Here is a 12,431-nt window from a genome sequence, read left to right as displayed (position 1 = left end):
GCGGGCCCGCATATCAGTCACAACTGAAACGGAGCCGTGACATGTTCATCCAGACCGAATCCACGCCGAACCCTGCAACGCTGAAATTTCTGCCGGGCCAGATCGTTCTGGAGGCCGGAACCGCAGACTTTCCCACGGCGGAGGCCGGGGAGAGATCGCCCCTGGCCAAGCGCATTTTCGCAGTCAGTGGTGTGACCGGCGTATTCTTGGGCAATGACTTCGTAACCGTGACTAAATCTGACGACGTTCAGTGGGATCACATCAAACCCGCCATTCTGGGCGCCGTGATGGAGCATTTCCAATCCGGTCAGCCGGTTCTGGGCTCGGACGCACAGGCCGCTTCGGGCCACGCCGAACACACCGGTGAGGACGCAGAGATCGTCAATCAGATCAAAGACCTGCTGGACAGTCGCGTGCGCCCGGCGGTGGCTCAGGATGGTGGGGACATCACCTTCCACGGGTTCGACCGGGGCGTGGTCTACCTGCACATGCAGGGTGCTTGCGCAGGCTGCCCTTCCTCGACCCTGACATTGAAAATGGGGATCGAGAACCTGCTGCGCCACTATATCCCAGAGGTGACCGAGGTGCGCCCCGTTGCCGTCTGATCCGCTGATTCTGGCGTTTGACACATCGGCCGCGCATTGCGCGGCCGCTTTGTTGCGGGGTGACAGCATCCTCGTGTCACGCACCGAAACCATGTCACGCGGTCAGGCCGAGCGGTTGATGCCCCTGCTGGAGGAAGTTCTGGCCGAAGCGGGCTGCTCGTGGCGCGACCTGACGGCCATCGGTGTTGGGATTGGGCCGGGGAATTTCACCGGCATCCGTATCTCGGTCTCTGCCGCACGGGGGTTGGCGCTGGGGCTTGGCATCCCGGCCGTGGGCGTTTCGGGCTTCGATGCACTAACTGAGGTCGGAGACGGGCTGCCCGCAATCCGCGCCCCGCGCGAACAGGTCTATGTCGCGCTGCCCGGGCAAGACCCGGCCCTGATGGCGCAGGATCACGCAGAATCACTCGGGGCCCTGATCCTGAACGACGACGCGGACGCGCAGGTGCGGGCTATCGCCCAGCTGGCGGCACGAAACTGGCAGCGCGTTACGACGCCCCCAGCCCCGCTTTACGTACGGCCTGCGGATGCGGCCCCGTCGAAAGACACGCCCCCGGTTTTGCTGGACGGATGACCCCGCAGGACCTGGCCCATACCCACGCCGCGGCCTTTACCCAATCGCGCCCCTGGACGGATCGGGAATTCGCCGATCTGTTGGATAACCGGTTTACCCATACTGTTGGTAATGCTGTATCTTTTGCTTTGTTCCAGGTCATCGCGGATGAAGCAGAATTGCTGACGATTGCCACCCATCCCAGCCGTCAACGGCAGGGTCTGGCATTGAAGTCCATGCAGGCATGGCACGCGACGGCCCGAAATCTGGGCGCAACCCGCGCCTTTCTGGACGTTGCGGCAGACAACGACCCTGCTATCGCCTTGTACAAGCGGTGCGGATACACGCCCTGTGGACTGCGCAAGGGCTATTATCTGCGCGAAAAAACAGGAAAAATCGACGCGATCGTCATGGAATGCAACCTTGTTTGAAGCCCAAGGCTGCTTTTTTTCGACCATCCGGTCAAAAATCAGTTGACCGGACCGGTTGCAAACGCCCTTAATTCCCGCCATCACAACAGTTATGCTCGCTCACAGTGGGTAAACGGGACTATCTTGGCCCCAACCGACAATAACAAACGGGAGTATGAAATGACCCTGATGAAATCCTTGATGGGCGCTGCCGCCGCCGTCGCGTTGACTGCTGGCGCGGCTTTGGCCGAACCGGCCCTGATCTTTGACCTTGGCGGTAAATTCGACAAGTCGTTCAACGAGGCCGCGCATAACGGTGCGTCACGTTGGGCCGAAGAAACCGGCGGCACCTACCGTGAGATCGAACTGCAGTCCGAAGCCCAGCGAGAGCAGGCCCTGCGCCGCTTTGCCGAAGCCGGTCTGAGCCCGATCATCACCATGGGTTTCGCAATGGCCGATCCGCTCAGCACGGTTGTCGGCGACTATCCCGACACGAAATTTGTCGTGGTCGACGTGAACTGGTTGGACGCACCGAACCTGCGTCAGGTTGGCTTTGCCGAGCATGAAGGCTCTTATCTTGTCGGCATGATGGCCGCCATGGCCTCGGAATCCGGCACAATCGGATTCATCGGCGGTATGGATGTCCCGCTGATCCGCCATTTCGGCTGCGGCTATGCGCAAGGTGCCAAGGCTGTGAACCCGGATATCAACGTGGTTGCAAACATGACCGGCACCACTCCGGCCGCATGGAATGACCCGGTGAAAGGGTCCGAGTTGACCAAAGCGCAGATCAGCCAAGGTGCTGACGTAGTCTATGCTGCCGCTGGCGGCACGGGCGTTGGTGTTCTGCAAACCGCAGCCGACGAAGGCATCCTGTCGATCGGCGTGGACAGCAACCAGAACCACCTGCACCCGGGCAAGGTTCTGACCTCGATGCTGAAACGCGTTGACGTCGCCGTTTACGACGCGATGAATGCAGGTGATGATCTGGAAACCGGCGTGTTTGCCATGGGTCTGGCCGAAGAAGGTGTTGGCGTAGCGATAGACGACAACAACGCCGCGCTGGTTTCGGACGAGATGAAAGCAGCCGTTGAAAAAGCCCGTCAGGACATCATCGACGGTAACGTGAGTGTTGTCAGCTATTACGAGAACGATAGCTGCCCGGCACTGCAGTTTTGATATCGGGCGGGGCGGGGGTGACCTCCGCCTCGCATCCACTCTGCTGCGCGGCCCGCGCGGCCCTTCGGCAATCTGAGGACAAGACATGACCGTCCCCGCCATTGAGCTCAAAGGGATTTCCAAAGCCTTTGGGCCGGTTCAGGCCAACAAAGACATTTCCATCAGCGTCGCCCCCGGCACGATCCACGGGATCATCGGTGAAAACGGTGCCGGCAAATCCACGCTGATGAGCATTCTCTACGGCTTCTACAAAGCCGACAAAGGTGAGATCTGGATCAACGGCACCAAGACCGACATCCCTGACAGTCAGGCGGCGATTGCCGCGGGCATCGGGATGGTATTCCAGCACTTCAAACTGGTCGAGAATTTTACCGTTCTGGAGAACATCGTTCTGGGCGCCGAAGACGGTGGGTTGTTGGCCCCGTCTCTGGCCAAGGCCCGCAAAGAGCTGAAAGAACTGGAAGAAGAATACGAGCTGTTCGTCGACCCCGACAAACGCATCGACGAGATCGGCGTGGGGATGCAGCAGCGGGTCGAGATCCTGAAGGCGTTGTACCGCAAGGCCGAGATTCTGATCCTCGACGAACCCACCGGCGTGCTGACCCCGGCCGAGGCGGATCAGCTGTTCCGCATCCTCGACCGGCTGCGGGCCGAAGGTAAAACGATCATCGTGATCACGCATAAACTGCGTGAGATCATGGAAAACACCGACACTGTTTCGGTCATGCGGCGCGGCCAGATGACCGCAACGGTAAAAACCGCTGAGACCAGCCCCGAAGAACTGGCCGAGTTGATGGTGGGCCGCAAGGTCTTGCTTCAGGTCGACAAGGTACCTGCAAAACCGGGCAAACCCATTCTGGAAGTCGAAAATCTGCGCGTCTTCGATTCAGCAAGTGTCGAGCGGGTCAAGGGCATCGATCTGACCGTGCGGGCCGGGGAAATTGTCGGCATTGCCGGTGTCGCGGGGAACGGTCAATCCGAACTGCTCGAAGTTCTGGGCGGAATGCGCCCCGGCCAGGGTTCGATCAAGCTGAACGGTGCGCCGCTGGCCCTTACCGGACATGGATCTGATGGGCAGGCCCGACGCGCGCAACACATCGCACACGTCCCCGAGGACCGCCAGCGCGAAGGCCTGATCATGGACTTCCACGCGTGGGAGAACGTGGCTTTCGGCTATCACCGCGACCCGGCTTACAAACGTGGCGTCTTCATGGACAATGCCGCCCTGCGTGCCGATACCGAAGCCAAGATCGAGAAATTCGACGTGCGCCCGCCTAATGGCTGGCTGACCGCCAAAAGTTTCTCGGGTGGGAACCAGCAGAAAATTGTCGTCGCGCGCGAGATTGAGCGGAACCCCGACCTGTTGCTGGTCGGCCAGCCCACCCGCGGCGTGGATATCGGCGCGATCGAGTTCATTCACAAACAGATCGTCGCCCTGCGCGATCAGGGCAAAGCGATCCTGCTGGTCTCGGTCGAGCTTGAGGAGATCTTCTCGCTGTCCGACCGGATCGCGGTGATGTTTGACGGACATATCATGGGCGAGCGTCTGCCTCATGAGACGGATGAAAAAGAACTGGGCCTGTTGATGGCCGGTGTTGCGGGAGAGGCGGCGTAACATGGAAAAAATGCCCAAATGGGCCGATGTCGTCCTGATCCCCCTGATCAGCCTGATACTGGCCACGATCCTTTCAGCGCTGGTTATCCTCGCCATCGGCGAAAACCCGGTCGAGGCGGTGAACCTGATGGTCACCGGCGCGTTGGGGTCAACATATGGCTGGGGCTATACGCTCTATTACGCGACCAACTTCATGTTCACGGGGCTGGCGGTGGCCGTGGCTTTCCACGCCCGGTTGTTCAATATCGGTGGCGAAGGTCAGGCGATGCTGGGCGGGCTTGGTGTTGCCATGGCCTGCTTGTACATCCCGTGGCCGCATTGGAGCATTGCCTTGCTGGGCGCCGGGCTTGCTGCGGCCCTGTTTGGTGCAGCTTGGGCCGCGATCCCAGCCTATCTGCAAGCCAAGCGCGGCAGTCATATCGTGATCACCACGATCATGTTCAACTTCATCGCCGCCGCCTTCCTGAACTACATGCTGGTCAACGTGATGCGCCCGCAGGGCTCGCAAGACCCCGCGACGGCACGCTTTCCCGAAGCCGTGCATCTGCCGACTTTCCAGTCGATGTTCTCGACCGCTGAAAACATTGTCTTCCGCGGTGCCCCTGCGAATATCTCTTTCTTCGTAGCTGTTCTGGCCTGTATCGTTGTCTGGGCGCTGATCTGGCGCACGCGACTGGGCTATGAAATCCGTGCTTACGGCCATTCCGAAACCGGAGCCGTCTATGCAGGCATTTCACCCGTTCGCATCACCATTGTGGCGATGCTGATCTCGGGCGCGCTGGCCGGTTTGATGGCAATCAACAACGTCATGGGCGAGGCGGAACGATTGGTTCTGAACTCCACCGAAGGCGCAGGTTTTATCGGCATCGCCGTGGCGCTGATGGGGCGGTCACATCCCTTCGGCGTGTTCCTGGCCGCGCTTCTGTTCGGGTTCTTGTACCAAGGTGGCGCCGAGCTGGCCTTGTGGACGTCGATCCCGCGTGAGCTGATCGTGGTCATTCAGGCGCTGGTGATCCTGTTCACCGGAGCGTTGGACAACATGGTCAGGATGCCGCTTGAAAAGCTGTTCCTGAGCCTTCGGAAGGAGGCAAAGTGATGGAGTTCTTCGTTACACTCATCCAGGTTCTCGATTCAACGATCCGCCTGGCCACGCCGCTACTGCTTGCCTGTCTGGCCGGGTTGTATTCCGAACGTGCGGGCATTTTCGACATCGGTCTTGAAGGCAAGATGCTGATGTCGGCTTTCTTCTCGGCAGCAATTGCCGCTGTGACTGGGTCGGTTTGGCTGGGCCTGCTGGCAGGTATCGCATCCTCACTGGTTCTGTCCGGATTGCATGGGCTGGCCTCGATCACCTTCAGGGGCAATCAGTTGATTTCGGGTGTTGCGATCAACTTCCTTGCATCTGGCCTTACCGTGTTGATCGCACAAAGTTGGTTCAAGCAGGGCGGGCGTACGCCTTCTCTCTTCGGCGGAGCTCGATTCGAATCCGCAGAGTTCCCTTATGCAATCGGTCCCGAAGATGCTGAACTGACTGGGCAACCGGTTTCTGAACTGATGTCTGACGCCAATTCAGTTCACATGGTGTACTCCGAGTTGTTATCCGGCCATTCCATCTTGGTCTATGTGGCGTTTCTTATGGTGCCGCTGACGTGGTGGATTCTGTACCGGACCCGGTTCGGGCTGCGGCTACGTGCGGTTGGTGAAAACCCGGCGGCAGTGGATACCGCCGGTGTCTCAGTCGTCGGCCTGCGTTTTGCTGCCGTCGCCATCTGCGGCGTGCTGTGCGGGATCGCTGGGGCCTATCTTGCCACAGCCCTGCAGGCCGGGTTTGTCAAAGAAATGACCGCTGGACGTGGGTTCATCGCTCTGGCCGCGCTGATCTTCGCGAAATGGCGACCATGGCATGCGATGGGGGCCTGTCTTCTGTTCGGTCTGCTGCAGGCGATCGCGCTGCGGTTCCAGAACATCGATCTGGGCGGGGTGGTCATTCCAGTGCAGGTCATGGACGCTCTGCCCTATATCCTGACCGTGGTCATTCTGGCCGGGTTCGTCGGCAAAGCCGTTCCGCCGCGCGCCGGGGGCGAGCCTTATGTGAAAGAGCGCTGACAGGTCCAGTTCCGAACTCCTGTCGGTCCAGTTCGCCGCAGTGCCGCATGCAGAGTTGATTTTGCATGCGGCAACCGCTTTAAAAGGGTATGAGTGTGTTTCCTGTGATAGCCGAGATCGGACTTTCCCATATCAGGGTGTCGGAAACACAAGAACGCCCGCTTTTCGGGCCTGTTCGCATTCTTCAGCCAAATCGGAGTACCGGGTGCCTGCCCAGACGTTCGATATTCGCCATGTGGCAGTGGGGTTTGTCCCCGACGCGCCGCATAAACGCCTCATCCAAATGGTTTGAGACTGTCCGAGTCACCCAATGCGGCACGGCCGACCTCATCCGGTAATTCCAAATGCAGATTTACCTTCCAATCGCCGAAGTCTCCGTCAATGCCTTCCTGCTTTTGGGGCTGGGTGGGATGGTCGGTGTCCTGTCTGGCATGTTCGGCGTGGGCGGCGGGTTCCTGATGACGCCGCTATTGTTCTTCATCGGCATCCCCCCTGCCGTCGCCGTCGCGACTGAAGCCAACCAGATCGTCGCTTCTTCCTTTTCCGGTGTGTTAGCGCATTTCCGACGCAAGACAGTGGACCTGAAAATGGGCACAGTCCTGTTAACCGGAGGATTAATAGGCGCCGCCCTCGGGGTGGTGGTGTTCAACTACCTCAAGAGCCTGGGCCAGGTCGATCTGCTGGTCACCCTTTGTTACGTCGTCTTCCTCGGCGTAGTTGGCAGCCTGATGTTCATCGAAAGCCTGCGTGCGCTGCGCAAGGCGAAAAAGGGCGGCGGAGCCCCTGTGAAACGACGACAGCGTGGTTGGGTCCATGCGATGCCGTTCAAGATGCGCTTTCGCACATCGGGCCTCTATATCTCGGTCATCCCCCCGGTGATGGTCGGGCTGTGCGTCGGCGTTCTGTCGGCGATCATGGGGGTCGGCGGCGGCTTTATCATGGTACCTGCGATGATCTATCTGCTGGGGATGCCCACCAAGGTCGTGGTCGGTACTTCGCTGTTTCAGATCATCTTCGTGACGGCCTTCACCACCATGCTGCACGCCACCACGAACTATACGGTCGATATCGTTCTGGCGGTTTTGCTGTTGGTCGGAGGTGTCGTCGGGGCGCAGATCGGCACGGTGATCGGCGCGCGAATGCCGGCCGAGCAGCTGCGGGTTCTTCTGGCGGCTTTGGTTCTGGTGGTCTGTGGCAAGCTAGCGCTGGACCTGCTGATTGAACCATCCGAGCTTTACTCGCTTGGCAGCGAAGGGGGCCACTGATCATGCTGAAACGCCTGATTGCCCTGCTGATCCTGTGCTGCACCCCTGCCCTTGCAGTTGATGAGCAGGTTGTTCTGGGTCTCAGCCAGGATCGCGTCGCCATCACCGCGACCTTTGACGGCTCGGAAATCCTGATCTTTGGCGCCGTCAAACGGGAAACCCCCATTCCACCCGGTCCGCCGCTTGAAGTGATCGTGGCCGTGGCCGGGCCGTCCAGTCCGGTGATGGTCCGACGCAAGGACCGCAAACTGGGGATTTGGGTCAATACCGACAGCGTTCTGGTCGACCTCGCGCCCAGCTTTTACGCGGTTGCCACCAGCGGGTTGCTGGAAGATATCCTCTCGGATACCGAGGATCTGCGCTACCGCATCTCAATCGAGCGGGCTATCCGCTCGGTCGGGGCGGCGATGCATATCCGCGGCGCGCAGTCATTCGCTGACGCCGTGGTGCGCATCCGCGAGGATGAGGGGCTGTATTCGATCCGTGAAAAAACCGTGGCGGTGGACGAACAGACCCTGTTCCGTACCTCGATCGCAATGCCCGCCGACCTGACCGAGGGCGACTACAAGGCGCGTATCTTCCTGACCCGCGGCAAAGAAGTCGTCTCGCAGTTTGAGACCACAATCGATGTGCGCAAGGTGGGGTTGGAGAGGTTCCTCTACAACCTGTCCCGCCAGCAACCGGTCTGGTACGGGCTGATGTCGCTGGTCATCGCGATTGCGGCCGGTTGGGGCGCGTCCACCGCGTTCCGACTGTTGCGCGAGAATTAAAGCCTACCCGCGACCGATATAGGGCATCGTCGTGGCCATTACGGTCATGAACTGCACATTGGCCTCGGGCGGCAGGCTGGCCATATGCAGCACCGAGCGCGCGGCGTCCCCGACGGCCATGGTCGGGTCGGGCTGCTGTCCGGCCTCGACGGCTGCATCCACCAACCCCTGCACCATCTGTGTGCGGGCATTGCCGATATCGATCTGACCACAGGCAATCCCGAACGGTCGCCCATCCAGAGACAGGCTGCGGGTCAGGCCGGTGATGGCGTGTTTCGTGGCCGAATAATGCACCGAGTTTGGACGCGGCACATAAGCAGCAATCGAGCCGTTATTGATGATGCGCCCGCCTTGCGGCGACTGGTGGCGCATGATCCGAAACGCCTCGCGCGCGCTCAGGAACATGCCGTTCAGGTTGACGTTGACGCTTTGATACCAGTCCTCCAGCGCGATTTCGTCAATGGTGCCACCGGACGCAAAAATACCGGCATTGTTGAACAGCACGTCGAGACGACCAGTCTTGTCCTGAAAGGTTTTAAACGCGGCCTGAACCGCATCCGCGTTGGTCACATCCGCAATCAAAGGGATGGCGTTATCGCGGCCCGTGGCCATCTGGTGCAGCTTGTCCGCACTGCGCGCCAGAAGACCAACCGTCCACCTCTCGGCCAGAAACAATTCCGCCGTGGCGCGCCCGATGCCCGAGCTTGCGCCGGTTACGATGATGGTGCTCATGTCTCTTCGGCCTCCAGTGTCAGCGATGCCGCCGGAACGGCGCGCAGGTCGTCCACGCGCAGCGGATGGGTGGGTTTGGCCAGACGGTTCCGCACCACCCATATCAGACGCTCCTGTGCGCGGGTGATCGCCACATAGGCCAAGCGCTTCCACAGCGGTTGCCCGGCCTCGGTCCGGCCCATGCGCGCAGCGGCGTAAATATCAGGCGCAAAGACCTGAACCGTGTCCCACTGTGAGCCCTGCGCCTTATGAATGGTCACCGCCGCGCCATGCAGAAAGGTCGCGCCCATGCGCGCGGCGAAGGGGATGAAGGGCTCTTCCTCATCCGGTTTCTCAATCTTGACGATGGAGGCGGCGCTGACCTGCGGGTCTTCAGCCCCCATCACGTGCAGGCGCGAGAATCCCGGCTTGCGCCCCGGCCCCAGATAGATCACCTGAGCGCCCTTGATCAGCCCGCGCGCCTCAAGGTCCAGACGTTTCTTGCGGTGCTTCAGCGGCAGCTCGATGCCGTCGCAGATCAGCGGCTCGCCCTCCAGCAACTCGGTATCCGGCGCGCCGTGGACGTGCCGGAACGCCTGGATCAGACGAATACGAGTGGCGTTACGCCAGACCAGCACTGGGCTGCGGGCCATCAGGTCGACCTCGACCCGCTGCCCCCAGATCACTCGGTCATCCTGACGAGCGGTCTGTTCGACCAGTCTTTCGAAATCCTCAAACCCCATCTGCGGATCGGCCAGCGCGTGGGCAAGGTCTAGAATCGGGTTGTCCGCCTCTTGCCGGTGAACCCGGTGCAGGATTTGTTTGCGTGGTTCCGGTAGGGCCTCAAACACCATGCTGCCGGATTGATTGACCGGCGCCAGCTGTGCCGGGTCGCCAAACAGCAGCAGGGTTGGAAAGATCTCCTGCAGGTCCTCGAACTGCCGGTCATCCAGCATCGAGGCTTCGTCCACAAACCCGATATCCAACGGTTCATCCCGACGTTTCCAGCCGGTGATGAAATCCGACCCGCGCAAACCCGCGGCAGCCAACGCACCGGGGATGGACTTGTTGTTCTGATAAAAGGTGGCGGCGCGGTCCAGCGCCTCATCGGTCAGCCCCTCAATCTCAGGGCGTTCGTCATTGCCCGCCAGCCATTCAGCGATGCGCTCATATTCCGGGTCATAAACCGGCGTGTAGAGTATGCGGTGAATCGTCGTCGCGGGAACACCACGCAAGCGTAACACGCTGGCCGCCTTGTTAGTGGGCGCCAGAATCGCCAGGCTGCGCTTTTCCTTCGCCTTGCGGCTCTCGAAATCGCCCGAGACGATCTGCACTCCGGTTTCGGCCAGCGCCTTGTACAGTTCGGCCAGCAACAGGGTTTTACCCGACCCCGCCTTGCCGATCACCGCCATGACACCGGATTTCCCCGCTCCCGGCAGCTTCAGCAGAGCGTCATCATCCAGGTCAACACCGGCCGATCGCAGCATCTCGGCGATGCTGTCATAGGCGGCGGCCTGGTCTTCGGAAAAGGTAACGGGGGGCATAGACATGGCGCGACCCTACAGGGACGCGCCAGCTATCACCAGAGAGGGATTAAGGATTTCGCGCGGTCAGGCCGACAGGGCGAACCGGTGCTGTCGGCCGGTGCCAAAAGCGGTCTTGAACCACAGGCGGGACAGCTCGCGAGGGATACCTGCACGTTCTGCGACACGGTTGCAATCCGCGGCGGAATACGGCCAAAGCCCGACTGAAATCTGGTCACGCCCCTTCCCTTCGGTGCCGAGAACAATGGGCGAAGATCCGATCAGCCGGTAAATCCGGATCATCCGTGCATCGAAAACGCCCGCAATATGGGTCAGACCGAACCCTTCCATCATTTCACCACCGCTGAGCATGATCGCACCCGCCGTATGCGGGCTGGCTGTTCGGGACAGGCAAAACCGGGTCACCTCCCAGATCAGAGGGCTGTGGATCGGTTTGCCCCCGGTCAGGTGGCCAAAGACCTCATTCACCATTACAGGTCCGGTCGTAGGCAGAACACGCATGGACCCACCGTGGCGGCCATCCTCTTCTTCCCAGATGACGTACAAAGGGTTCAAGTCGTCATACTGATCCCGCTCCTCTCCTTTATCGTTGACCTGGACGTCCCAGCCCAGCCGGGTCTTGAACTGATCCGCGCGGTCTCGGAACATTCCGTCGGCCAGGTCCGGAAACTTGTGAAGCTCGTCAGCAAACAGATAACGCAACATGACTTTTTTCCCCTTGTCGTCCTGTGCAGGAACGAAGGGGGTACAAAGTCACGGTTAATTTCCCGTTTGTGGGGCGTGCACCTGTTAAACCACTATTAATCCCCGGCTCAGCGCCGTGGCGATGGCGTGGGTGGTGTTCTGCGCCCCAAGCTTGGCGCGGGCGCTTTCGATGTAAACACGCAGCGTATGCTCAGAAATTGACAGCGAATGGGCTACCTGAGCACGGCTGTAGCCCAGCGCCAGCAGGGTCATCGCGTCCACCTCTCGCGGTGACAGGCCACGGGACGAGTCGGGCTGACGGTCACTTTCGAATTCCAGTGCTTTGCGGTTGAAGTAATGCGCGATCAAAATCAACTCGCGGCCATGACGGTCGATGAATCCTTTCCAGGTTTCATCACTGCAGGAATGGTTCACCGTGAACAGGGCAAATTGCCCTTTCGGCCCGCGGATCGGGATCGAATATCCCTGATTGCCGACGCCGTGGCTTTGCGCGTCCATCAAGAAGGCCTTGGCCACCTTGCCGGACCAGTCCAGGGTTTTCCAATCGACCGGATGAAACCGCTGAAAGCAGCCCAGAATGACAGGGTCTATGCGGTGATAGTTCTTTTTCAGATATCGCTCAGCCCAGGCATCGGGATAGGTCGTATAGCCGTACTGATCCCCGGCGCCATCGACCCAATGGTAAATGAGATGTTCGACCTTCAGCCTGTCACGCAATCGGATGGCGACATTGCTTAACTCATCAAGCGTGCTGGTGTTTTCCAAGTCCTCCAGGACCTGGCTCATATCGAGTTTTGTTCCCATCCGCGGGCGTCCGTACCTCAGCCTTCATGGACGCGATCTCGGCTGCGGCAACCAGCTTAGTGTCGTCCAGTTGCTCGGCCAGCGCGATCAAACCATTCTCAACAGCGAAGGCGTTGAGGTCCGACAACACGTCCAGTATCCACTCATTGTGCGCCATCAGGGTC

At 60.1% G+C, this 12,431-nt stretch carries 14 protein-coding genes; 9 read left to right on the top strand and 5 right to left on the bottom strand.

Annotated elements, in window-relative coordinates; translation table 11 throughout:
- Positions 1-41: 41 nt before the first annotated feature.
- From ACR0IK_RS13270 to ACR0IK_RS13230, 9 genes are all read left to right on the top strand, one after another.
- Positions 42-605 carry a NifU family protein gene (locus ACR0IK_RS13270; RefSeq protein WP_480592889.1) on the top strand — a complete coding sequence of 188 codons (564 nt, stop codon included), beginning with the start codon at positions 42-44 and terminating at the stop codon, positions 603-605.
- Positions 595-1,179 (top strand): tRNA (adenosine(37)-N6)-threonylcarbamoyltransferase complex dimerization subunit type 1 TsaB, encoded by a 585-nt coding sequence (gene tsaB / locus ACR0IK_RS13265; protein WP_480641818.1) that lies wholly within the window; start codon positions 595-597, stop codon positions 1,177-1,179. The genes ACR0IK_RS13270 and tsaB overlap by 11 nt, the downstream gene beginning before the upstream one ends.
- Positions 1,176-1,589 carry a GNAT family N-acetyltransferase gene (locus ACR0IK_RS13260; protein ID WP_480641817.1) on the top strand — a complete coding sequence of 138 codons (414 nt, stop codon included), beginning with the start codon at positions 1,176-1,178 and terminating at the stop codon, positions 1,587-1,589. Before tsaB ends, ACR0IK_RS13260 begins: the two co-directional genes overlap by 4 nt.
- 159 nt (positions 1,590-1,748) lie before the next feature.
- The gene (locus ACR0IK_RS13255; protein WP_480592883.1) at positions 1,749-2,747 is read left to right on the top strand and encodes a BMP family lipoprotein; all 999 of its coding nucleotides are present in this window, start codon (positions 1,749-1,751) and stop codon (positions 2,745-2,747) included.
- Between the two features lie 85 nt (positions 2,748-2,832).
- Entirely contained in the window at positions 2,833-4,362 is a 1,530-nt protein-coding gene (locus tag ACR0IK_RS13250) for an ABC transporter ATP-binding protein (RefSeq protein WP_480641816.1), read from the top strand.
- 1 nt (position 4,363) lies between these two features.
- Positions 4,364-5,458, top strand: coding sequence for an ABC transporter permease (locus ACR0IK_RS13245; RefSeq protein ID WP_480641815.1), 1,095 nt, complete (start codon positions 4,364-4,366; stop codon positions 5,456-5,458).
- Positions 5,458-6,468, top strand: coding sequence for an ABC transporter permease (locus ACR0IK_RS13240; protein WP_480592877.1), 1,011 nt, complete (start codon positions 5,458-5,460; stop codon positions 6,466-6,468). Before ACR0IK_RS13245 ends, ACR0IK_RS13240 begins: the two co-directional genes overlap by 1 nt.
- Positions 6,469-6,812: 344 nt before the next feature.
- Positions 6,813-7,733 carry a sulfite exporter TauE/SafE family protein gene (locus tag ACR0IK_RS13235; protein WP_480592875.1) on the top strand — a complete coding sequence of 307 codons (921 nt, stop codon included), beginning with the start codon at positions 6,813-6,815 and terminating at the stop codon, positions 7,731-7,733.
- A gap of 2 nt (positions 7,734-7,735) precedes the next feature.
- Entirely contained in the window at positions 7,736-8,503 is a 768-nt protein-coding gene (locus ACR0IK_RS13230; protein ID WP_480592873.1) for a TIGR02186 family protein, read from the top strand.
- A 3-nt stretch (positions 8,504-8,506) separates the two neighbouring features.
- Here the strand turns inward: ACR0IK_RS13230 and ACR0IK_RS13225 are convergent, their stop codons facing one another.
- The 5 genes from ACR0IK_RS13225 to ACR0IK_RS13205 all read right to left on the bottom strand — a co-directional run bounded on the left by ACR0IK_RS13225 (position 8,507) and on the right by ACR0IK_RS13205 (position 12,424).
- Positions 8,507-9,235: an SDR family oxidoreductase gene (locus ACR0IK_RS13225; RefSeq protein ID WP_480641814.1), complete on the bottom strand. Its 729-nt coding sequence runs from the start codon at positions 9,233-9,235 to the stop codon at positions 8,507-8,509.
- Complete coding sequence (locus ACR0IK_RS13220; protein WP_480641813.1) at positions 9,232-10,764, bottom strand: ATP-dependent DNA helicase; 1,533 nt, start codon at positions 10,762-10,764, stop codon at positions 9,232-9,234. Before ACR0IK_RS13220 ends, ACR0IK_RS13225 begins: the two co-directional genes overlap by 4 nt.
- 60 nt (positions 10,765-10,824) lie before the next feature.
- On the bottom strand, positions 10,825-11,463 hold the full coding sequence (locus ACR0IK_RS13215; protein WP_480592867.1) for an acyl-homoserine-lactone synthase: 639 nt from the start codon (positions 11,461-11,463) through the stop codon (positions 10,825-10,827).
- An 84-nt stretch (positions 11,464-11,547) separates the two neighbouring features.
- Positions 11,548-12,267: a helix-turn-helix transcriptional regulator gene (locus ACR0IK_RS13210; protein ID WP_480641812.1), complete on the bottom strand. Its 720-nt coding sequence runs from the start codon at positions 12,265-12,267 to the stop codon at positions 11,548-11,550.
- The gene (locus ACR0IK_RS13205; protein WP_480592863.1) at positions 12,206-12,424 is read right to left on the bottom strand and encodes a hypothetical protein; all 219 of its coding nucleotides are present in this window, start codon (positions 12,422-12,424) and stop codon (positions 12,206-12,208) included. Before ACR0IK_RS13205 ends, ACR0IK_RS13210 begins: the two co-directional genes overlap by 62 nt.
- Positions 12,425-12,431: the final 7 nt, after the last annotated feature.

The organism is Ruegeria sp. BF7, from assembly GCF_056538605.1.
The sequence above is the reverse complement of the archived record's forward strand: the minus strand, read 5'-3'. Positions and strand labels throughout refer to the sequence as shown.